Source organism: Paenibacillus sp. Root444D2 (genome assembly GCF_001426375.1).
Classification (GTDB): domain Bacteria; phylum Bacillota; class Bacilli; order Paenibacillales; family NBRC-103111; genus Paenibacillus_E.
Genome location: NZ_LMEO01000050.1, coordinates 737,408 through 758,437, shown reverse-complemented (window position 1 = coordinate 758,437; position 21,030 = coordinate 737,408). Strand labels below are relative to the sequence as shown.

The following is a 21,030-nucleotide window of genomic DNA, read 5'->3' as shown; positions in this document are numbered from 1 at the left end:
GGAGAGTACTTACATGAAAAACAAACCATGGAAATCTAGTCTGACAGCTATCATGCTAGGAGCAATGATCGTTCAAGGCGGCACGGCCGTATGGGCGGCCGACTCAACGACGCCTAGTGCCTCTGCACCAACAGTCAATTACGGATTGACACCTGATATACGTGCCGCGATCAAAAGTGCAGCCGTGACGCCAACCGCGTCAGGTTCACAACTTGCGGTTACTGTTCGCTTATATAACGGAGGTGCCGTGCAGAACAGAGTTCCCGAGCACGAGCTTCGTGTTCAAACTGCTAGTGGCGTTTCGTATACCTTGAAACCAAGTGCGAGCAATAAAGAAGCTTTGCAGCCCAAAGAAATCGGCGAGCTTGTGTACATGACTTCCGTTGATAGCAAGGAAATTGGTCAAATTGAGCAATTATCCTTCGTCAATGTAGATATCTATTCCTATCCAAAGGTGGAAACTACACTGCTAGCTATACCAACTAAATCCGTGTGGTATGGCGGTACAGGAAATACAGCTTTGCAGAGTCTCGAAAACTTAGCATGGGGTCAAGCATTCACCATTCCAGGGGTTAATTCAGGACTGACCTATTCACCAGTCGAAGTTTCTATGCAAAATACGGCGTCAGGCCGCGTAGCTGTCGTAACGGTATTAGCTAGTAATCCCGGCGCGGGGCGGGAAACCGTTCCTGCTTTCCGAATGGACGCGCAGTCCGAGCTGAAAAGTTATGAAGGCAAACGTTCCGAAGTAGACCCGGTGACCTTGGAGGCAGGCGAAAAGAAATACATTCATTTCGCGATTCCAGTGGAAAATGGTGTGACACTGTCTAACCTTCTCGTTGTATCGACGGATACGTTTGTACCCAAAGGTGGAGGTCAAGCCATTACGCTAGCAACTGGAAAACTAGCTATTGCATGGCCAAAAGAGCATGGGAATTCTGCTGCAGCGCCTTACACAATGGGTCAGCCGATCACATTTGATGCTTTGACCAAAGTTGTTGATAAGTCAACAGAAGTATCGCTTATGGAGCTTCATCTGCATGAGAATCCAGGTGAAGGCTACCAAACTGCGGTAGCTAAGTTCAAATTAACGAATACGAGTACAACGCCTACAGCAACGCCTGCCTTCCTATCGGAATTGGTTAATGCACATGGTGTTACTTATCAAGGTTCCCGCCAAACGAATGTAACGACGACGCTAAATCCTGGATTAAGCTACGTAGTAAGCTACTCCTACATTGTGCCGCAAACCGAAGAGAGAACAAGCTTCTCGTTAAAGCTGCTCGATTCCGTGGCTGCTGCACCTTTTACAACAACGATTGCCGCTCTGCAAACGGATGTACAGAAGGAAGAAACGGATTCCACCATTTCCTTATATCCATTTGATCTGACGTTCAATGATGTCACAGTGAGCACACAGACGACTGCTCAATTGGCGTATACGTACAAGTTCCGACTTGATCTGGACATTAAACAGAAAGAAAATGTCGTGGTTGACAACAACTTCTCGAAATTGAAATTTGAAATTGTTGATAACGCCGGACGTGTTGTCGGTTCTAAGGACGCTTCCTTCACAGGTGTAAATAAGTTAATCAGCGGGAAACAAATGCTGGATGCAACGAATATTACAACCGATCAATTCAGCTATCCTTTCACGGTCAATGTGTATGAAACAATCGAAACGCAGAATGGAACGGCTAAGCGTTTATTGAAAGTCATCAAATAAGGGCCAGTTCAACAAAAAAGAGAAAGCAAGGTTATACTTGCCTTCTCTTTTTTTGTTTTCTGTCGATTAAAAGGGAAAGTCTCACTTGACCTCTAGTTTGCGGAACATCGATTCGTTATTTAGGGAAATCTGCAATAAAAATCGAAATAGAGGAACGTGAGTGCGCTATTTGATCAAAATAAACGATCCGGAGGAAAAAAATGCGAAATAACGCATCATCGTTCCTCTTCCTCAGCATTTCGTGTGTTTTTCGTCCAAATAGCGGATCGACGTTCCCTCTACAAAGTTTGGTTGGGACTCAGCATTCATGGTGGTGACCGTCAGGCTATGTTAGTTCGGGACAGCCCCTGTTCATGCTACAAACGAGCTTTAACGGACTTTGCATAGTCGGATGGCGGCATGCCAACGGTTTTCTTGAAATCTCTTGAGAAATAGTGAATGCTGGCGTACCCCAACATGGCTGCAATCTCTGTAAAATTATATCGGCCGTCTCTAATAAATGTTTTGGCTTGTTCAATTTTGAGGGACTTGAAAGCTTCCAAGACGCCTGTCTGCATCTGGGATTGGAAAAGTTCCTTTAATCGGCTTTTGCCCAAGTGAAACATTTGGCATAAATGGTCTTGCGTGAAGGATTGAGAAAGATTAGCTTTCAAATACTCCATGATTTGCTGAACGATTCGTTGTTCGGCTTTTTCTTTTTGAAGGGATGATTGTTTGTATTTCATAGAATCTGGCGTGGAAGCTTGCTCTTGATTCCGAATGAGTGTGATTAACAAAACCTCTAAATAGGATTTGATCATTTGTTCGCTGGCAAAAGGCGCATGCGGATTTCTTTCCAAATGATGAACGGTTGGTTTGTCAAAAGGGGGCAGGAACGCCTGAAACCCTTCTTGGATTATGAGGGATAGGATATTTCTTTCCCGATCTCCTAATGCCAGAATCTTTTTCTCGAAAATAGCCATGGCAGGAGACGTGCATTCGAAGCATATGACGATAAGATTTGGCGGTGTATGCTCGTGCTTCACGCTGACCGTATGGAATTCCTCGGGTTTGTGGAAGATCATATTTCCTTGATGTAGGGTATGAATGTGATCATCGGCACGAACTTCAACTTCCCCTTTGTCCACGTAAAGAATCTCCCAGAAGTCATGTTGTTCTCCGTCAAATACAAATCCCTTTGCATACTCGAAATAATGAAAGGAAAAGAGGGTTTGAATGGTAAGTGATTCCTGTAGTTGTATACTTGGGAAATCCATGCTGCTCGTCCTCTCTCAGACTCGATCTTGTTCCAAACTCAGTGTTAATCTCATTTTACCATATCCGTTTTTGCAAAAGTGCAAATAAATCGGCTTTTTGGATAAATCTTATCGAGCGCGGCTCTTTTATAATAAAGGGAAGAGACGGAGGAGATAACGATGAAAAAAGGGATTAATATTTGGTCATTTCCAGGCTCTATGAATGTGGAGCAATGTATAACCGTAGCTAAACAAGCAGGATTCGACGGCATTGAGTTGGCTCTAAATGAGACTGGCCAATTAAGCTTGGAAAGTAAAGAAAGCGAAATCAAGGAATACCGTAAGCTTGCGGAAGATCAGGGCATAGCGCTTTCGAGCTTAGCCAGTGGATTATACTGGACTTATTCTTTAACAAGTGGACATGCACAAACGCGTCAAAAAGCGAAAGATATCGTCAAGAAACAATTGGAGAACGCTGCAATTCTAGGTGTTGATACGATATTGGTTGTGCCAGGTGCTGTTGGCGTTGATTTCATTCCGGATTCTGAAGTGGTTCCATATGATCAAGCCTATGACTACGCTTTGGAAGCTTTCAATGAGCTTTCCGATGTTGCCCATTCATTGAAGGTATCCATTGGTATAGAAAACGTATGGAACAAATTTTTACTATCCCCGCTTGAAATGAGAGACTTTATCGATAAAATCAATTCGCCATATGTGGGTGCTTACTTTGATGTAGGGAATGTCTTATATGCCGGCTATCCAGAGCATTGGATTTCCATTTTAAATAAACGTATCAAAAAAGTGCATTTCAAAGATTACCGCCGCGCCGCAGGAGGCTTGCACGGTTTTGTGGATCTTCTAGCCGGTGATGTTAATTATCCAGAGGTTATGAAAGCCCTTCAAACTATCGGGTATGACGATTATGTCATTGCCGAAATGATTCCAGGTTATACGCATCATGGTGAACAGATTATTTATAATACATCGGGTGCTATGGACGCCATCTTAGGGAGGAAGTAATCAACATGCTAAGAATCGGATTAATTGGATTAGGCTTTATGGGTAGGACTCATCTGGAGAATTACGTTCGCTTGGAGTCAGAAGGAGTTCCCATTCAAGTTGTGGCTTTGTGCGATATTGACAATGAGAAGCTTGAAGGTCGCGCGGCTGCAGGCAACATCGATACGGGTTCATCTGGCATTGACTTCGGCCTCTACAATAAATATACAAGTGTGAGCGAAATGCTTGAGAAGGAACAGCTTGATTACGTAGATATTGCACTGCCTACTTATCTACACAGAGACATAGCGGTTCAATGTTTGAATCATGGTCTTCATGTTTTGTGTGAAAAACCGATGGCGCTCAATGCGGCGGAGTGTAAAGATATGATTCAGGCAGCCGAGGCGAATGGAAAGCAGTTAATGATAGGTCAATGCTTAAGATTTTGGCCGGCCTATGTATACCTCAAGCAGGTTGTTGAGGAGAAAACGTTTGGTCAGGTACTGGGGGGTTATTTCTACCGCGGGGGAGCAACTCCGACATGGGGACCTTGGCTTACACAAAAAGAGAAAAGCGGCGGAGCACTGCTAGATATGCACGTTCATGATATTGATATGATACATTGGTTGTTCGGTAAGCCTGAATCCGTATCCTGTTTGGCACGTAATGTCGTTCCCGGCAGCGGATATGATGTGGTTTCTGCCAACTATCTGTATGAAGATGGCAAAGTCATCAATGCTCAAGCAGATTGGACGCTTGAAGGAGATTATGGCTTCGACATGCAGTTCCGAGTTAATTTTGAAAAAGGCAATGTCGTTTTCAAAGGCGATTCCTTACAAGTAAATGTGAATGAAGGAAAAGGCTTCAGTCCTGAACTATCCCCGGAAATGGGTTACTATAACGAACTTAAATATTTTATTGAGACGCTACTTTCAGGTGAAAATATTTCAATAGCGACTCCCTCCAGTACAATGGGCAGCATTGAAATTGCTGAGGCTGAAATCGAATCCGCGGATAACCGTGGTGCATGGGTTAGCGTTAAAGGTTAAAAGGACACTTTAGGAACAGTAGAGAAAGCCTTGGAAATCGGAGCCGATTCCCAAGGCTTTTTTCTAGCTTTTAGTTACCGGCATGTTTATTTGCATCATCAATGCCGTTATTACTGTTGTTTTTATTCTTGTTACTGTTTTTACCTTTGTTTTGTGGATTGTTTTGACTTTTTTGTTGGTTCGACATTAGCCCACGTCCTTTGATCTTATTTTCAAACCTTCATTATTGTGAGCAGTCTCAGGCTTATTATTCACGTATAGTCCAACTTAAAGGTATCACGTGACAATGTATTTTTTAATGGATTTTAATAGCATTTGACTGCAATCGCTTACGTATCCTACACTAATAACATTTGAACGGAGAAAGTGTAGGGATTGAAAGACATGGAATCGATAGCATCTTGGAAAAAGCTTGGTTTATTCGCGGTCACATGGCCGATATTCGTTGATTCCGTCCTGCGGATGATGCTGGGAACGGCAGATGTTTTTATGCTCAGTCTGATCTCAGATAAAGTGACAGGAGCGGTCGGATTAGCAAACGAAATCGTTGTTTTCTGCATTCTGATGTTTGGCTTCGTTGGGATTGGAACGAGTGTAGCAGTCGCGCAAAATCTGGGTGCAGGTAGGGCGAAAGAAGCCAGTCGCATTTCAGCTCTCGCGATTACGATAAATTTGATTTTTGGAATTTTGATTAGCATTTTGTTGGTTGTCTTTGGTGAATCGCTGATGCGTCTAATGAATTTGGCGCCGGAGCAGGTAGAGATAGCCAAAAAGTATTTAAATATCATTGGCGCGTTTATATGGATTGAGGCGTTGTCCTATGCGATTTCATCTGTGCTCCGTTCCAATGGTCAGACTAGAGACGTCATGTTTGTTACGTTGGGTGTGAACCTGATTCATGTAGCTGGTAACAGCCTTCTTATCTTTGGAAACCTTGGTTTTCCGGAATGGGGAGTAACAGGGGCTGCGGTATCCACTGTTGTAAGCCGTCTTATTGGGCTTATCGTTTTGATTGTCATCTTATATCGCCGTATTCCCGTACCGATTCGTTTGAAGCACTATGTCACATACGACAGCCGTATTGTGAAGCAAATCATGAGCATCGGCATACCGTCAGCCGGTGAGCACCTGTCTTGGCAGTCTCAACATATGATGATCGTCAGTTTTATTAATATCATCGGTCAAGCGGCTTTGAGTACGCATATCTACATGATGAATATAACTAATTACTTCATGGCGCTAGCTATGGCAATAGGAATGGGGACCGAAATCATCGTGGGTCATATGGTAGGTGCTGGGGCATTCAAGGCAGCCTATCATAAGTTAATTCGCAGCTTGCGGATTAGTCTTCTTGTGACCTTTGTGGTTGTGGGAATTGCTTCTATTTTCCGCAAGGATCTGATAGGGCTATTCACCGACAATCCGGAAATTATTGCGATGGGTTCTAGTATTTTAATACTCTCCGTTCTCTTAGAACCTGGCCGGACATTTAATCTAGTTGTCATTAACTCCCTTCGTGCCGCTGGAGATGCTAGATTTCCAGTCTTCATGGGGATTCTATCGATGTGGGGGATCGCAGTGCCGCTTGCATATTGGTTAGGTATTGTCATGAAAATGGGCCTGCTAGGCGTATGGGTCGCATTTGCAGTAGATGAATGGGTGAGAGGTCTACTCATGTATCTAAGGTGGAAGAGCCGTGTATGGCAAAGTAAGGCGCTCGTGAAGCCAACTGTAGGAACAGTCGCCAAGTAAGAATTCGATAGAAGGCAAAGAAGCACAGGACCCTTGAGGGTTCTGTGCTTCTTTTAGTAAGAGTAGAAACATGAGCGTAGCAGCTGGCGACTGGTACAATACTAGTATATTCAGATTCTTGTAAAAGAACTGGATGATTACCGGGATAATAGAAAAAGTGCTAGTGTCCCATTCAATAGAATTACTTCTTCAAACCAGTGTAAATATGGATGGCATCTCTCAGAAACTCTGCCGTACAGGGCTGCTTTTCATCATAGTAAGCCTTAAACCGTTCGTCATCCACATACATTTGGGCTAAACCAGCATGCGCTTCTTTACTATACTCGTTCCAGTAATAGCTTAACCACATCTTATGCAAACCCGCGGCTGCTTGAGCCAGTTCACTGGCAGGGTCCCCATTTTTGAAAGCTTCCGCCAATGTAGCTTTAACTTCATTCGCCAATCGCGTTATCTCGTCTTGCTGTTCCTGTGTCATGTTTTTGATTTTTTGGTTGGACTTATCCACGGTTTCATCGCCATACTTCTCGCGAATTTCTTCCCCGTATTTTTCCTCGTTATCTTCGATCATCTTTTGCTTGAAGCCTTCGAATTTCTCCTTATCTGTCATGGTTACTCTCCCTTCGGTTAAGGCAATTGTTTTTTCAACATTTGCAATCAATGCATCTAATTGTTTTCTTTTGTCGAAGAGTTGTTCACGGTGTTCTTTCAGGGCATTGGCTCCATTGAAGGAAGGGGCGGTGACAATTTCTTTAATACTGTCCAGACTGACGCCTAACTCTCTGTAGAACAGAATTTGTTGTAACCTATCCACTTCCGCTTGACCATAGATTCGGTATCCTGACGAATTGATTCTTGCCGGCTTAAGAAGTTCAATCTCATCATAATATCGAAGCGTTCTGGTGCTGACCCCAGCCAATTTGCCCAGATGCTGCACGGTGTATTCCATCTGTTCACCTCCTGACAACTTAACTGTACAGCTTTACGCAACGTGAATGTCAAATGCTTTTTTGAAATTTATTCTGCAAGTCATACAAGTCATACAAGTCATACGCAAGGAATAGGATGATACGAGCCTTGAAGCATGTACATATTTTAATGAATGGGTGATTCAAAGTTGTATACGATTCTTAGTTTTTTTCTCTTGGGTTTATCTTTGGCTGCGCCAATTGGTCCTATTAATGCAGCTGTGTTAGACAGAGGGATTAAGAAGGGCTTTTTTCATGCTTGGGTAGTGGGTATTGGAGCACTGATTGCTGATGCCTTGTTGATGATCCTCATTTATTTCGGACTCGTCCATTTTCTAACTACACCTTTTATGAAAACGTTCCTTTGGTTATTTGGCTGCTTTATTTTGCTTTACACGGGTATCGAAAGTTTGATTGATGCGGGGAAAATAAAGGAAGAAAGTTATAGAAATGAGATAACGCTATCGAAATCGTTTTTCTCCGGTTTTTTCATGTCTATAACTAGTCCCTTGTCCATACTCTTTTGGCTTGGTATCTATGGGTCGGTTTTAGCTGAAACCATTGCTGAATTCGATAGAAACCACGTATTATTGTATACGGGGGTTATGTTCACTGGTATTTGTATGTGGGATGTTTTTATGGCATCGTTAGCCAGTACGTTTCGAAGATTTCTCACAACTCGCGCGCTCTCGTTCATATCCATCGCATCAGGACTATCCTTGATTGGCTTTGGGTTGCATTTTGGGATTAAAGCCTTCCATGCCCTCTTTGGATAATGCTAGGTCGCTCCTTCACGATTATCATGTTTAGGATTTGGCAGCTCTTTCGGTTTGTAAGATGTTCCGTGGGTGTTCTTTTTCCATTTGAAACTCATGCCTATTGTGACCAAGCCTATAATCCCGACAAATAGGAGGCTTATCCAGAATCCTGGTCGGCTCGTTTCATGAAAGACTGTACCCGTGATAGCTGTAAGGATTAGTGCCATGCCCAGATATCGCTTGATCTTTCCCCATGCGGATAGTTGTAGTAAACGGCCTGATGATAGCAGGATGAAGAGCCAGTTCAAGAGCAGCATAATCCCAGCGGCTGTTGTTACGTATTCATAAAGCTCCTCTGGCAGCAAAAGAGCCATCAGCACCGCTACAGCAATACCTCCAGTCGTAAAACCGATGGCGAATAAAGGCATTTGTCTTTTCCCTGATGTTTTTTTGGCAAAGATCGAGGGGGCATCGTGATCTTTGGCTAACGTGATAAGGATAGTTGTCACCGCAAATAAAGAAGCAACCATCGTAGAAAATCCTGCAATAATGAGGATCGCGTTAAACGCATGCGGGACAAAAGGAAGATTGTAACTTCCCAATGCAACCTGAAACGGGCTTTCCTTTCCCTGTAAGGCATTCAAGGGGATCAAGATTAAAGCAAGAATAAGAGATGCGATATAAAGCGTTGTTAAAAGAAGGATCATGATATTGCCTGCTTTTGGAGCCTCTTCGGGTTTCTTCAATCTTGTGGCCATTAAGCCCATGATTTCAATACCGCCAAAGGCGTAAAAAGCATAAATAAAAGAGGACCAAGAGCCCATTAACCCAGCTGGCAAGAAGGTTTCTTTGACCATCTGGAATCTCGGCTGATGAGCTCCACCCGTGATAAATCCTAAGACTGCGGCGCCTGCTATAAGGAGAAACATAACAATGGCGGATACTTTGATAATGGCAAAAATGTGCTCTGTACGCTCGAATGCTTTTGTCCCAAGCAAGATAACACCCAGCCCAATCAAGGCGTAAACCGTTGCAAAAATCCACATAGGTATCGCTGGAAACCAGATTCGGGTAAAGAAGGACAAAGCTGTTAATTGACTTCCCATAATTAAAAGCTCTGAGCTCCAATAGACCCATCCGCTGCTGAAGCCTGCCCAGCGTCCAAATGCTTTTTTGGCATATGCCCTAAAAGATCCTTGCTGGGGATCTGCTCCCGTCATTCGCGCCAAAACATCAAAGACAATATAAGTGCCTAAGGCTGCAAGAATGAACATAAAGATGACGGATCCACCGCCTAATTTGATACCAATCCCTGAGCCTAAGAAGTAACCCGTACCAATCGTACAAGCAACTCCAAGCAATGACAGCTGCCACCACTTCATAGTTCCTGGCTTATCACTCTTTTCTTTTGTGGACATATAGCCTCCTAATGCCATTCGTCTAGAAATAACAGCTGTTAGTATAGCTTGTCCATTGGTAAAATATACTTAGAGATTAACGCATCTGAGCTAATAGAGTGCCGTCTCTTAATATGACTTCATAAGAGGGGAGTCTAGCACTTGGCACATTATGGCAGCGACCCGTATGTACTTCAAACGTCCATCCATGCAGAGGACACACGAGCTCTCCGTCTTCAAGGTCAACGGTGTAACCGGCATGAGGGCAAACACTAGACAGTAGGGTGTATATTCCATCTATCTCCGCAAGGAAGTACAGGTTATCCTCTACTTGAACCTCTGCCGGAAATGATGTGAATTGATCCTTTGTTCCGATTATGATTTCTTTCATCTTTATTCTCCTTTTCAACCAGATTAGTTTGATTATAAGTCACGGCTGTTGTTTCACCAAGTGAAAAATGACAAAGGAGGATCATACAAATGAGCAAGAACAACCCATTATTAGAAGCGTTTCATCAAGCAAGTTACCCAGTAAGTGGCCATAGTAAAAGAAACATTCAGGTTTTGAAAGAGGTATTGAATGATATAGATGGGAATCTGGACAGTGATATGTATGGTTCAGGTAAACTTATCGAAAGTTTTCAAGAAGAAATGGCGACGTTCTTGGGTAAAGAAACAGCCGTATTTTTCCCTAGTGGAACTATGGCACAACAAATTGCCTTAAGAATCTGGTCTGACAAGAAAGGTAGTAAGAAAGTGGCTTATCATCCTTTGAGTCATTTAGAAATTCATGAAGAAGACGGGTTAAAAGAATTGCATCAAATTGAAACTATTTTGCTTGGGGATAAGGACAGACTGATTCGGCTGGAAGATGTTCTCCATATGCAAGATGATATTGCTTGTTTATTAATAGAATTACCGCAACGTGAAATTGGCGGACAGCTGCCGGACTACGAGGAGCTTGTTGCGATTTGTACTTATTGTCGCGAAAAAGGAATTAAATTGCATCTAGACGGAGCCAGACTATACGAGATTCTACCTTATTATCAAAAAACAGCAGCAGAAGTTTGTGAGCTTTTTGATAGTGTGTATATTTCTTTCTATAAAGGGGTTGGCGGGATCGCAGGAGCCATACTTGCCGGTAGTGAAGCTTTTACAAAAGAGTCCAAAGTATGGAAAAGACGATACGGAGGCGATTTAATTAGCCTTTATCCGTATATCCTAAGTAGCGGCTATTATTTCAAACGGAGATTGCCTAAAATGAATCAGTATTATGAAGAAGCCAAAGTGCTTGCTGAATACTATAATCAATGCCATGGCGTTGTGACAAAACCATTAGAACCCGTGACTAACATGTTTCATGTGCATGTTGATCTGCCGAAAGAGAAGCTTGAACCTCTATTAGTAGCCTTGTATGAGGAGACAGGTATAGGATTAACCCCCTATGTAAGAGAGAGCAGCGAGACAACATGTTATTACGAAGTAAATATCGGTGATCGCTTTGCGAATATACCCAAAGATGAGCTTAGGAAAGCATTCCAGCGGTTGGATGTGAAAATGAGAGCTGTTTAGATCGGTTGCGAAAGTGCCACACTGGTGTTATGGGGTGGTTAGAAATGCTCTTTGAGCCAATAAAACCAATGATTGTGAGTATCGGTAAAGAAGCTTTTGATGACGAGAATTATATATTTGAACCCAAATGGGACGGATGGCGAATCCTCTTGCATAAGCAGGGGAATCGCATTGAAGCTTTTACACGTAACGGCATGTTGATTTCCAGTAAATTTCCGGAATTGAAGGAAGCAGCAGCGGCGATCAAGGCTCAAACGGCAATTCTTGACTGTGAGGGAATTGTTATGCGCGGTGGCAGACCGGTATTTGATGATTTTTCTTATCGTGGCCGATTAAGTAATTCTGCGAGGATTAATCACGCGGTAAACACACATCCCGTAACATTTGTAGTATTTGATGTCCTTTACACAGATAGAGCTCATTTGGATGAATCGTTGACGCAGCGAAAACAGCGGCTTGGCGACATCGTCGATTCTACCCCCGTTATCATGCCTACCATGTTCGTAGGAGGACAAGGTAAGGCGCTTTTTGAGTTAATGAAAACACGAAATATGGAAGGCATTGTAGCGAAGCGAAAGAACTCCAAATATCAACTGGATACCAAAAGTGCCGATTGGCTGAAAATGAAATATTTTAAATCGATTGATGTGGTTATTTTGGGCTACAGAACGAATCCTTTTGGTCTCGTTATTGGCTTGAATTTCAGAACAGTGAAGAATAAGCCAGTTGGAGTGGTTGAGTTTGGCTTTCTGCAAGAAGATAAGCAAATGTTTTTAGTGCTAGCTAAGCAATTGAACACGTTCATGGATGACAAAACACAGTGGATCGAACCACGCTTGTGCTGCCGGATTGACTATTTGGAGCGAACAGACACGCACCAATTAAGGACTACGGTGTTTCGTGGTTTTTTGCCGGATAAGAAGCCTGAGGAGTGTAGATGGGAATCTTAAAGAAGCAAGTGGTAAATAAAGTATGCTAAAATAGGCACAGGCCTAACCAAGAACACTTCATTGAAATCAGCTAATTAAAAAAGGAGCGATTATATGAACATTATTTTTCATGGACAAAGCTGTCTTGAGATTCGATTAAAGGAGCATACGCTCATCATTGATCCCTTCTTGAACCATAACCCTCTGGCCGCTGCAAAACCGGAAGATATTAAGGCCGATTACATACTCGTTACTCATGGTCATGCCGATCATTTAGGTGATTCACTAGAGATTGCAAAGCGCAACGAAGCCACTATTATTGCACCCAATGATTTGGGGAGGTACTTATCTTTCCAAGGCGCAAAAACCCACGGAATGGGGATCGGCGGCGAATATCAGTTTCCTTTTGGTAAAGTAAAAATGACATTAGCGCTGCATGATTCTTCTTATAACCCGCCAGGAACCAAAGAAAATATTTATACAGGGATGGCTAGTGGTTTCCTCATTACAGCTGAGGGGAAAACGATTTACCATGCAGGGGACACAGGCCTTTTTGGAGATATGCAATTGCTGGGTAAATTAAATGATATTGATCTTGCCTTCCTACCAATCGGAGATAACTATACTATGGGCCCCCGGGACGCTGTTATCGCAGCACAATTCTTACAAGCAAAAATGGTCGTTCCGATGCACTACAACACATTTCCGCTCATTAAGCAGGATCCGAGTGCTTTTGTTGATAGTCTGGCTTCTGAGGGAATTAAGGGTCTTATCATGGAACCTGGTCGAAGTCTAGCATTCTAAATTAATCCTTAAGGAGGCTTTATTAGCCATGATGTTTGAGCACCTGGTTTCGTTCAGATTTAAAGAGAATTTAGATCCACAGAAGGAAAAGGAATTGCTTGAAACCTTATTGTCATTAAAAAATAAGATCCCTGGGATCGTCGATTTATCGGCAGGCGTAAATGTGACAGAAGAAACAGATAATGTGCAAGGATACACGTTAGGACTTCGTGTGACTTTTGAAGATCAAGAATCTTTACGACAATATGGACCGCATCCTGCGCACCAGCAATTCGTGAAATCATTAGAAGGAATTATTGAGAATGTCATAGTGATTGACTACCCAATTGTGAAGTGAGTGATAAACAGGGGGAAAACCGAGTGAAATTAGCCTTTATTTCGGATATACATGGGAATGCAATCGCTCTCGAAGCTGTTTTGCAAGATATAGCTAATCATGAGATAGACCGTATTTATGTACTGGGTGATCTTTGCTATCGTGGACCAGATCCCAAACGATCTCTTTCTTTGGTCCGTTCTTTAAATACTCAGGTCATTAAAGGAAACGCAGATGAATGGGTTGTGCGCGGCGTAAATCAAGGAGAAGTCCCAGAGCAGGTCATTGACATGATGAAGAGAGAACGGGAGTGGACCGTTGCACAATTGGACGAGCAGGATATCGCATACTTGGCGAGTCTGCCTACTGAAATGAAGCTTGAGATAGAGGGTATTTCTATTCATGCGTTTCATGCGACGCCAGATAGCCTGTTCGAAATCGTACTTCCTGGCGCTGGTGATGAAGTGCTGAAGTCAAAGCTTATGTCCGCGTCGGATGCGGATATTTTCATTTATGCTCATATCCACAGACCATTCATCCGTTATATGGAAGGTAAAATTCTATTGAATACCGGAAGTGTGGGTCTACCTTTTGACGGTATGTCTAAAGCTGCCTATGCCATTGTTGAAATTGAAAATGGACAAATCCGAACATCGATTGAACGTGTTCCATATAGGATTGAAGACGTAGTCAAGCAATATGAAGAAGTCGATTACCCGAATGCAGAAATGATGACGAAAATTGTTCGAAACGGTCTTGTGAAATGAGAATGAATCATTGAGCGTCGGTATTATTCGTTTGGCGGTCTTTCCAAAATAAGACGGTCAGCATACGCTCGACCCATTCTTTATCTTCTGTCGTTAGTACAAAACCATCAAACATGAGCTCATTCTCTCGGAGAAAACGTCGCAAATTAACGGGATTGCTTTGAAATTGCTGTTCAGACGGAGAAGATTCCAGATATCCAGCGATATCCATCAGTTCGGAATAGGAAGTGTTAAGTCCTTCTGACAGCTTCATTAATACTTCCGGCGAAGGTATGCCGCGGTTACCGTTCTCAAGTTGGGAAATATAAGCTGCTGAGACACCTGAACGGTCTGCAAGCTCACGGATGGTGAAGCCCTTTAATTTGCGCATATCTTTTAATTTATCGTAGAAATACATAGACCCTCACTCACCCTCACTAACAAAAGTAAACATTAGTAAACGATTTAATAGTAACAGTTTACTAAAGTAATTACAATCGAAGTACCAGATAAAATTGATCCATTTTAGGTTACTTATGTAAACTAAAATGGTTGCATAAGTAAAATTTAATGGTATAATGTTCTAAGGGGAACAAAATGAGAACGGGGGTCTATGGCAGAATGAATATCAAGATCTTGGCGAAGACCGATGTTTTTATTAAAGCGAGAGTCATTAAAGGTTACTCCCAGCGAGAGTTGGCGAAGCACTCGGGTTTAAGTCATGCTTATATCAGTCTGCTTGAACGATCTATTAAATCAGTGGGCCCATCAACAGCTAAGAAATTGAGTGATTTGCTAGATAAGGATTTGGAAGAGTTGTTTCTGATTGAGATGTAGTTTGAATTGAAATGATTTTGAAGAAAAATATAGGTAAACTAAGACCCGCAGCATGTAGCTGTGGGTCCTTTTTTTTAGGATGTTTGAGATGATGAGTAAAAGGTTAAACCCTCCCAATTCTAGCAAGGACAGATTAATCCTAAAAGAACGAGAAGAATGTTTTAGTTCGGTTTGTTTGCATTACGAAAGGGATTTGGGAGATAATTACATTGAGTGTCATAGTATGAAAAACAAATTTAGGGAATTGGAGGGTTTTTAGTAATGTCGGATAACATTGCAAGCAACAATCCTGGAAAAATACACTTCATGTTATGGTCTACGCCGCCAAGAACAACTTTTCCTCAGGATATGACCGTAGAAGAACGGAACGTTATGCACCAACACATCGCCTATTGGACGGATAAGCAAAATCAGGGGATTGCTCTCGTTTTCGGACCTGTTCGAAAACCAAACGATCCTCATGGACTCGCCATCATTGAGGTTGAGAATGCAGACCAAGTCCCACAGCTCATCGCTAAAGATCCTGCCGTTATCGCGGGAGTGATGACTACGGAATTTTATCCGATAATGGCAACCTTACCGAAATAACACTCCACTCTATGAGGTGGCGTATTATTATGTTGGCCTCTATTATTCGACGATAAAAGGAACAGCTGCCATTGGCAGTTGTTCCAATTTTTCAAGTAGGTCCTTAAATATTACTACAACAAATCCCCAACTGTCTCGCAAGGACTTCGTGGGCATTCCTTGTGTATATTTATACGAATGGTGTTTCGTACTCTCAAATGAAAATGGTGAGAGAAGAAGATGGCAAAGAAGTTATCACTGACTATAGTGTTAAATATGATGATCTATATGTACGTCAAAACGGAACTTGGTTAATAAAGGAACGTATTGCTCACTTTTCAATTATAGACGCAAGAGCATTACAAGGCTAATTTGATTAATACTTGGAAATTGCCCATAAAGTGGCTCCAAAAGAAAGCAGCACCACAATCCCTAAGGTTGTGATGCTGCTTTTGCTCTTTACTACTTTTGAATGCCGCCTAAACTGCCGCCTTTGGCAAATAATCGCATGATGTTTTTATCAACCGTTGGATCCGGTATTAATGGCGGTGCTTGGTGCGGTTTAATTCGCGCATCAATCACAACATTATCGCAAGCCCAATGCTTATTCTCATAATAACTGTTCACGCCGTATATATCATGGGAAGGGTTGCTGCGTGTGAATGTAGCCCAAACAAAGTTGTTAATGGTCTCACTCATAAAATGGCTGTCATCACATACGATGATCAATGGACAAGCAGGGAGTGGGCCTTTTGCTCCAATTGCCTCGCATAAATCTTTCATTTCAACCTGTGTCTCGCCGTAACTTTTAAATTCAGAAAGCTGAATCGCGACGATTCCCGGCATGACCAAACGCGCATGTTGGACCCCCGGTATTTCATTGAAAACGCCAGGAACCTCTAGACATAAATCCCTTTTTTTATCTCCGACTGCTGCGAATACAACCTTACTGCCGCTATTCAAACCTGTACCTGAGTAATCTAGGGTATCGATAGTCGTATTGGTATAAAAATGAAGGTCCCGATGAAGGTCTATTCGAGCCAAAACGTAAGTTAAGAAATGCTCTACATCATGAGAATCCAAAGGCTGGCTCTCTTCTGCTGTGATGAATAAGTACTTGGCTAAGCTAACTTGTCCCGTACCTAAAATTCGATTAGCTAACGTGAGTAGCTCTGCCGGCTGCTTGACTTGTTGATAGGGCGTGTAACGTTCGCTGCCAATCGCAAAGAGCAAGGGGTGTACGCCCGCGGCATCTACGGCATGAACTTCTTTGACACCTGGAATTTCTTGCTTGATTGCATCGCCTGTGAGTTCATGAATTAATGCCCCGAACGCCGTATCCTCTTGAGGGGGCCTGCCCACGACAGTAAATGGAAAGATCGCATTCTTCTTGGCATATACTTTGTGAACTCTCATGAGAGGAAAAGGATGGGTAAGGCTGTAGTAGCCCAAATGATCGCCGAAAGGGCCCTCCGGCTTGGTTTCGCCAGGATATATTTCTCCTGTGATAACAAAATCAGCATCATGACTAATACAATAGCCATCAATATAGCTGTAGCGGAAGCGGCGGCCTGAGAGCAAGCCCGCGAAGGTAATCTCACTCATGCCTTCCGGTAAGGGCATAACCGCTGACAACGTATGCGCTGGCGGCCCGCCAATAAAACAGCTTACTTTTAAAGGGGCTCCTTGCTTAGTTGCCTTTGCCTGGTGGACTCCGATGCCGCGATGAATCTGATAATGCAAGCCGATCTCTTTATTTAATTCATACTCGTTCCCGCTCAGTTGAATCCGATACATCCCCAGATTGGAATTCATAATTCCTGGTTTCTCCGGATCTTCCGAATACACTTGAGGCAAGGTGACGAATGCACCGCCATCCTCTGGCCAGTGCTTGATGAGTGGGAGGTCAGTAATGCTGATTTCCTCAAAAGCAGCCGGCAGACCACCGGTTATTTTGATCGGCAGTGCTTTCCAGGCAGCAAGCCCCGTACCGATATGTTTAAGTGGGCTTTTCATTGCCTTCATGGGATCGCTTCGCAAAGAGATTACGTTTTTCACGCCTTCCCAAGTATCTCGAAATATATATTTGCTGCGCTCTACTGTACCGAAAAGGTTGGATACCGCCCGAAACTTCGAACCTTTAACATTCTCGAATAATAAGGCCTGGCCACCGGCTTCATGAACTTTCATATGAATGGCTGCCATTTCAAGCTCAGGATCAACTTCTTCATGAATGCGAACCAAATGTCCGTTCTTTTCTAAATCAACTAAGCATTCTTCTAAATTTTGATAGATCATTATTTTACTCCAATCGGATACCTTTTCCCCAAAAGGTCTATGTAATAATGTCATTCTACAACAAATGCCAAAAATAAAAAACCATACATCCAGCAAGTGAGAAAGTATTCTTTCTCATTACCAAAAATAGAATTCTTCGGAACTAAAGCGTCTCGCTATTATCTAATTTAATTCCCAGTTTTACTTCCTTGTATTATGCGTTGAGGCGCTGCCGAGCACAAAAAGGGACCATCCCGAAGTAGAACACTCTACTTTCGGGACAGTCCCGGCCAGTATCATGATGTCGGAAACACAGACGGAATCAAATTCAGCAAAATTGGGATCACATCAAGACCAGCATCCGATAATTCGTAAATATAGAGTAACGATTCATAGACACTTCGGAAAGAATGTAGACATCGAATGCACTTTCAAAAAGTTGCTACTTTGCAAGTAAGCTTTCAATGGTATTCAGGATCTTGTATGTTTGAAAAGGTTTCGCGATAAAGTCCTTGGCTCCGGCTCGTATAGCTTGCAGCACAAAATCCTTTTGTGCAATCGCCGAGCACATGATGATAATTGCGGAAGGATCTTTATGGATAATGGCCTTCGTGGCATCAATCCCATGCATTCCCGGCATTGTAATGTCCATTGTCACTAGATCAGGTCGATAAATGGCGTATTTTTCAATGGCTTCTTCACCGGACGCGGCCTCGGCAACGACTTCATATCCACTGGCTTCGAGCATTGTTTTAAGCAACAGGCGCATATAGGATACATCATCAACAATCATTATTCTTAGCATCGCTCACCGCTCCAATTCTCTTAGGTCAATCCTACCAATTGTAGCGGAACGATCTGAACATAAATTGAAACTGTGCTTGTTAAGAGTGAATCATATTTTGAAGGTACCAGTCCTCAATGACCGGATTGGGTTTGATCCCGAATTCTTCGCTGAGGATGAGGCATAGACTGTCGTGCTGCCTTTGAACTGATGCGTAGTCGCCCTGAGCATGATACAGCTTCATCAATGCCCAGTAGCTTTCTTCGCTGTAAGAGAAGGCTTGCTGGATCCGATAGTAGAGAGATAGGGCCTCGGCATACATGTCGGAAGCCGCCATGAAGTCTGCTACACAAACAGCATGCTGGAACCAAAGCGCCCTCAACCGCTCTCTCTCGCTTTCAGCCCAGATGTAGTCATATTCCGCGAAGTAATCGCCGCGATACAGATCGAGCAGTTGTTTATATTGGGATAACGTACCGGGTTCTAGAGCCGGGAGCTCGAGCAAACCAGTTTCCCATTCCTCGACGTCAAGCCGGGTATTTTTGAGATCGAGCGTGTAGCCTTTGTCAACGTTTAGTATCTCTATGCTGCTTCCCATCGCATGCAACGTTTTGCGTATCTGATAGATGGCTGTATATAGCTGGGTTAAGCCTTTCTTCTGATCGGACTCAGGCCACAAAAGCTCCAGCAGCGTATCTTTTCTTACAGGTCGACAGTTCCGATGAACCAGATAGGCGAATAGCTCTTGGGCTTTGGCTGTTCGCCAGGTTATAAATTCGGTCTGTCCCGCGTCGAACTGCAGCGATTGAAAGCATCTAAGAAGAGGGGAGGGAGACTCCGTTGGTATGCTGTGTTTACAATCCTGGTATTGCTTTAATCGTTCTATTGTCACCTGGATGCGCTCAATATTTGATGGCTTCAACAAGTAATCGATGGCGTTCATTTCAAAAGCTTTAACAGCATAGGAGTCATACGCGGTAACGAACACGACGTCCAGCTGCGGCAAGTGGCTGTGGAGCCTTTCTGCAACTTCAATGCCCGAAATCCCAGGCATGTTGATATCCATAAAGACAACATCCGGCATCAACTCCAATGCACCCTCAACGGCAATCTCAGGGTTGGTATACGTGCCGATAATATCGACTCCTCCGACTTTCAATAATTGTTTTTCCAAGTATTTAACGGCAAGATATTCATCATCAATGATGATCGCTTTCATCTCTCATAACCTCCTTCACAGGGAGTCGCATGGTGATGGTATTCCATGCAACGGGACACAAAATAGGCCGATTTCCCTAACAAACATTGCTTGATTCGACGTTATACATTTCTTAATACAACAATTATTGAGATTTCTTACAAGTAACTAGGCCATATGGACTATATATCGGTAATAACGTGTGGAAATTTCATATTGTTGGAAATTTCATTTTTTGTTCAGTAGGATATGGTTAACTGAGTAAATAAGTTATTCGATGATAATGAGACAGTTTACACTTTCAAAGGCAGGAACCTCTGATGATGAGAAGAACACTCCCGATGGTGTTGATTTTGCTTGGGATAATTATTTTTCTATACCCGACGATTAATGATCGCTATGAGAGTTACAAGCAGCAGCAAATATTGAAGCAATGGCAGAATACTCTCGGGCATATCGATGCGGTAGCATCTGAACCGATTGGGGAGCTGGTGGATATGGATACTCCCTTTCTTACGAAGGAAAACAATAATATGATTTTACTCAGAGGGTCAAACCTACTAAGCGTAGAACCGTCCCCAACGCCATTGGCGATCACTGGGGGACCCATCGAGGGAATTCTAGCCATCGACAAAATTAATCTGAAGCTTCCGATACTAACGGATGCGACGGCGAAGAACTTGAAACTATCCGTCGCCAGTATTGCCCATACAGGTAAAGTGGGTGCTGTCGGCAACTACGCCATCGCCGGACACAGAAATCTGACCTATGGCAAAAATTTCAACAGGTTGGACGAAGTCGATGTCGGTGATTGGATCGAAGTAGATACGGGGAGTTTGCAGTATTGGTATCAAGTACAGGACAAGCAGTATGTCCTCCCCGAGGATGTCTGGGTTCTGGAAGGCAACGGCAAGGATCGGGAGATAACCTTAATTACCTGCGATCCTATGGAAAATCCGACGCATCGGATCGTTGTCAAAGGGAAATTGCTAGAACACAAAGAATAAACTAATCAAGTAGATAGGTATATGCTACTATAGCCAAATCTTTTTGTTGACAGGAGAACCCGCATCCGAATCAGGAAGCGGGTTCTTTTTGCTTTTTGTTCAGATTTCG

The 21,030-nt window shown here is 43.1% G+C and carries 22 protein-coding genes; 14 read left to right on the top strand and 8 right to left on the bottom strand.

The features are described from left to right. The first annotated feature begins 13 nt into the window (after window positions 1–13). The gene (locus ASD40_RS30760) at window positions 14–1,726 is read left to right on the top strand and encodes a hypothetical protein (RefSeq protein WP_057306919.1); all 1,713 of its coding nucleotides are present in this window, start codon (window positions 14–16) and stop codon (window positions 1,724–1,726) included. A gap of 356 nt (window positions 1,727–2,082) precedes the next feature. On the opposite strand, the gene ASD40_RS30755 is transcribed toward ASD40_RS30760, so the two are convergent. Next, window positions 2,083–2,982: an AraC family transcriptional regulator gene (locus ASD40_RS30755; protein WP_057306918.1), complete on the bottom strand. Its 900-nt coding sequence runs from the start codon at window positions 2,980–2,982 to the stop codon at window positions 2,083–2,085. A gap of 159 nt (window positions 2,983–3,141) precedes the next feature. On the opposite strand from ASD40_RS30755, the gene ASD40_RS30750 reads away from it, so the two are divergent. From ASD40_RS30750 to ASD40_RS30740, 3 genes are all read left to right on the top strand, one after another. Then, window positions 3,142–3,984, top strand: a complete 843-nt coding sequence (locus ASD40_RS30750) for a sugar phosphate isomerase/epimerase family protein (protein ID WP_057306917.1) — start codon at window positions 3,142–3,144, stop codon at window positions 3,982–3,984. A 5-nt stretch (window positions 3,985–3,989) separates the two neighbouring features. Beyond that, the gene (locus ASD40_RS30745; protein ID WP_057306916.1) at window positions 3,990–5,012 is read left to right on the top strand and encodes a Gfo/Idh/MocA family protein; all 1,023 of its coding nucleotides are present in this window, start codon (window positions 3,990–3,992) and stop codon (window positions 5,010–5,012) included. Between the two features lie 384 nt (window positions 5,013–5,396). Continuing rightward, window positions 5,397–6,764: an MATE family efflux transporter gene (locus ASD40_RS30740; protein WP_057307108.1), complete on the top strand. Its 1,368-nt coding sequence runs from the start codon at window positions 5,397–5,399 to the stop codon at window positions 6,762–6,764. Between the two features lie 181 nt (window positions 6,765–6,945). Here ASD40_RS30740 and ASD40_RS30735 read toward each other — a convergent pair whose 3' ends face one another. Next, window positions 6,946–7,710, bottom strand: a complete 765-nt coding sequence (locus ASD40_RS30735; RefSeq protein ID WP_057306915.1) for a MerR family transcriptional regulator — start codon at window positions 7,708–7,710, stop codon at window positions 6,946–6,948. 168 nt (window positions 7,711–7,878) lie between these two features. Here ASD40_RS30735 and ASD40_RS30730 point away from each other — a divergent pair, with 168 nt between their 5' ends. After that, a complete protein-coding gene (locus tag ASD40_RS30730; protein WP_156390245.1) occupies window positions 7,879–8,505 on the top strand; it encodes a LysE family transporter in 627 nt (208 codons plus the stop codon). Between the two features lie 2 nt (window positions 8,506–8,507). Here ASD40_RS30730 and ASD40_RS30725 read toward each other — a convergent pair whose 3' ends face one another. Further along, the gene (locus ASD40_RS30725; RefSeq protein ID WP_057306913.1) at window positions 8,508–9,905 is read right to left on the bottom strand and encodes an amino acid permease; all 1,398 of its coding nucleotides are present in this window, start codon (window positions 9,903–9,905) and stop codon (window positions 8,508–8,510) included. A gap of 76 nt (window positions 9,906–9,981) precedes the next feature. Further along, window positions 9,982–10,275 (bottom strand): Rieske (2Fe-2S) protein, encoded by a 294-nt coding sequence (locus ASD40_RS30720; RefSeq protein ID WP_057306912.1) that lies wholly within the window; start codon window positions 10,273–10,275, stop codon window positions 9,982–9,984. A gap of 89 nt (window positions 10,276–10,364) precedes the next feature. Between ASD40_RS30720 and ASD40_RS30715 the strand changes: the two genes are divergently transcribed. From ASD40_RS30715 to ASD40_RS30695, 5 genes are all read left to right on the top strand, one after another. Next, window positions 10,365–11,456: a threonine aldolase family protein gene (locus ASD40_RS30715; RefSeq protein WP_057306911.1), complete on the top strand. Its 1,092-nt coding sequence runs from the start codon at window positions 10,365–10,367 to the stop codon at window positions 11,454–11,456. Between the two features lie 44 nt (window positions 11,457–11,500). Further along, the gene (locus tag ASD40_RS30710) at window positions 11,501–12,406 is read left to right on the top strand and encodes an ATP-dependent DNA ligase (protein ID WP_057306910.1); all 906 of its coding nucleotides are present in this window, start codon (window positions 11,501–11,503) and stop codon (window positions 12,404–12,406) included. Window positions 12,407–12,499: 93 nt separating this feature from the next. Next, window positions 12,500–13,189: a metal-dependent hydrolase gene (locus ASD40_RS30705; protein ID WP_057306909.1), complete on the top strand. Its 690-nt coding sequence runs from the start codon at window positions 12,500–12,502 to the stop codon at window positions 13,187–13,189. Window positions 13,190–13,217: 28 nt separating this feature from the next. Continuing rightward, on the top strand, window positions 13,218–13,526 hold the full coding sequence (locus ASD40_RS30700) for a Dabb family protein (RefSeq protein WP_235549448.1): 309 nt from the start codon (window positions 13,218–13,220) through the stop codon (window positions 13,524–13,526). A gap of 23 nt (window positions 13,527–13,549) precedes the next feature. Continuing rightward, window positions 13,550–14,272 carry a metallophosphoesterase family protein gene (locus tag ASD40_RS30695; protein ID WP_057306908.1) on the top strand — a complete coding sequence of 241 codons (723 nt, stop codon included), beginning with the start codon at window positions 13,550–13,552 and terminating at the stop codon, window positions 14,270–14,272. A 7-nt stretch (window positions 14,273–14,279) separates the two neighbouring features. On the opposite strand, the gene ASD40_RS30690 is transcribed toward ASD40_RS30695, so the two are convergent. Further along, entirely contained in the window at window positions 14,280–14,669 is a 390-nt protein-coding gene (locus ASD40_RS30690; RefSeq protein WP_057306907.1) for a helix-turn-helix domain-containing protein, read from the bottom strand. Between the two features lie 203 nt (window positions 14,670–14,872). Here ASD40_RS30690 and ASD40_RS30685 point away from each other — a divergent pair, with 203 nt between their 5' ends. The 3 genes from ASD40_RS30685 (at window position 14,873) to ASD40_RS30675 (ending at window position 16,026) form a co-directional block, all read left to right on the top strand. Continuing rightward, entirely contained in the window at window positions 14,873–15,088 is a 216-nt protein-coding gene (locus ASD40_RS30685; protein ID WP_216625547.1) for a helix-turn-helix domain-containing protein, read from the top strand. 261 nt (window positions 15,089–15,349) lie between these two features. Next, entirely contained in the window at window positions 15,350–15,676 is a 327-nt protein-coding gene (locus ASD40_RS30680) for a YciI family protein (protein ID WP_057306906.1), read from the top strand. A gap of 197 nt (window positions 15,677–15,873) precedes the next feature. Next, window positions 15,874–16,026 (top strand): hypothetical protein, encoded by a 153-nt coding sequence (locus tag ASD40_RS30675; RefSeq protein ID WP_235549447.1) that lies wholly within the window; start codon window positions 15,874–15,876, stop codon window positions 16,024–16,026. Window positions 16,027–16,117: 91 nt separating this feature from the next. Here ASD40_RS30675 and ASD40_RS30670 read toward each other — a convergent pair whose 3' ends face one another. From ASD40_RS30670 to ASD40_RS30660, 3 genes are all read right to left on the bottom strand, one after another. Next, window positions 16,118–17,953 (bottom strand): UbiD family decarboxylase, encoded by a 1,836-nt coding sequence (locus ASD40_RS30670; RefSeq protein ID WP_200957485.1) that lies wholly within the window; start codon window positions 17,951–17,953, stop codon window positions 16,118–16,120. A gap of 421 nt (window positions 17,954–18,374) precedes the next feature. Continuing rightward, window positions 18,375–18,737 (bottom strand): response regulator, encoded by a 363-nt coding sequence (locus ASD40_RS30665; RefSeq protein ID WP_057306904.1) that lies wholly within the window; start codon window positions 18,735–18,737, stop codon window positions 18,375–18,377. Window positions 18,738–18,816: 79 nt separating this feature from the next. After that, a complete protein-coding gene (locus ASD40_RS30660; protein ID WP_057306903.1) occupies window positions 18,817–19,935 on the bottom strand; it encodes a response regulator in 1,119 nt (372 codons plus the stop codon). Window positions 19,936–20,234: 299 nt separating this feature from the next. Here ASD40_RS30660 and ASD40_RS30655 point away from each other — a divergent pair, with 299 nt between their 5' ends. Then, the gene (locus ASD40_RS30655) at window positions 20,235–20,921 is read left to right on the top strand and encodes a class D sortase (RefSeq protein ID WP_057306902.1); all 687 of its coding nucleotides are present in this window, start codon (window positions 20,235–20,237) and stop codon (window positions 20,919–20,921) included. The last annotated feature ends 109 nt before the right edge of the window (window positions 20,922–21,030 follow it).

Coding starts and splice junctions, on each gene's coding strand:
- ASD40_RS30760 (WP_057306919.1), top strand. CDS start 14: ATGAAAAACAAACCATGGAAATCTAGTCTGACAGCTATCATGCTAGGA.
- ASD40_RS30755 (WP_057306918.1), bottom strand. CDS start 2,982: ATGGATTTCCCAAGTATACAACTACAGGAATCACTTACCATTCAAACC.
- ASD40_RS30750 (WP_057306917.1), top strand. CDS start 3,142: ATGAAAAAAGGGATTAATATTTGGTCATTTCCAGGCTCTATGAATGTG.
- ASD40_RS30745 (WP_057306916.1), top strand. CDS start 3,990: ATGCTAAGAATCGGATTAATTGGATTAGGCTTTATGGGTAGGACTCAT.
- ASD40_RS30740 (WP_057307108.1), top strand. CDS start 5,397: ATGGAATCGATAGCATCTTGGAAAAAGCTTGGTTTATTCGCGGTCACA.
- ASD40_RS30735 (WP_057306915.1), bottom strand. CDS start 7,710: ATGGAATACACCGTGCAGCATCTGGGCAAATTGGCTGGGGTCAGCACC.
- ASD40_RS30725 (WP_057306913.1), bottom strand. CDS start 9,905: ATGTCCACAAAAGAAAAGAGTGATAAGCCAGGAACTATGAAGTGGTGG.
- ASD40_RS30720 (WP_057306912.1), bottom strand. CDS start 10,275: ATGAAAGAAATCATAATCGGAACAAAGGATCAATTCACATCATTTCCG.
- ASD40_RS30715 (WP_057306911.1), top strand. CDS start 10,365: ATGAGCAAGAACAACCCATTATTAGAAGCGTTTCATCAAGCAAGTTAC.
- ASD40_RS30710 (WP_057306910.1), top strand. CDS start 11,501: ATGCTCTTTGAGCCAATAAAACCAATGATTGTGAGTATCGGTAAAGAA.
- ASD40_RS30705 (WP_057306909.1), top strand. CDS start 12,500: ATGAACATTATTTTTCATGGACAAAGCTGTCTTGAGATTCGATTAAAG.
- ASD40_RS30700 (WP_235549448.1), top strand. CDS start 13,218: ATGATGTTTGAGCACCTGGTTTCGTTCAGATTTAAAGAGAATTTAGAT.
- ASD40_RS30690 (WP_057306907.1), bottom strand. CDS start 14,669: ATGTATTTCTACGATAAATTAAAAGATATGCGCAAATTAAAGGGCTTC.
- ASD40_RS30685 (WP_216625547.1), top strand. CDS start 14,873: ATGAATATCAAGATCTTGGCGAAGACCGATGTTTTTATTAAAGCGAGA.
- ASD40_RS30680 (WP_057306906.1), top strand. CDS start 15,350: ATGTCGGATAACATTGCAAGCAACAATCCTGGAAAAATACACTTCATG.
- ASD40_RS30675 (WP_235549447.1), top strand. CDS start 15,874: ATGAAAATGGTGAGAGAAGAAGATGGCAAAGAAGTTATCACTGACTAT.
- ASD40_RS30670 (WP_200957485.1), bottom strand. CDS start 17,953: ATGATCTATCAAAATTTAGAAGAATGCTTAGTTGATTTAGAAAAGAAC.
- ASD40_RS30665 (WP_057306904.1), bottom strand. CDS start 18,737: ATGCTAAGAATAATGATTGTTGATGATGTATCCTATATGCGCCTGTTG.
- ASD40_RS30660 (WP_057306903.1), bottom strand. CDS start 19,935: ATGAAAGCGATCATCATTGATGATGAATATCTTGCCGTTAAATACTTG.
- ASD40_RS30655 (WP_057306902.1), top strand. CDS start 20,235: ATGATGAGAAGAACACTCCCGATGGTGTTGATTTTGCTTGGGATAATT.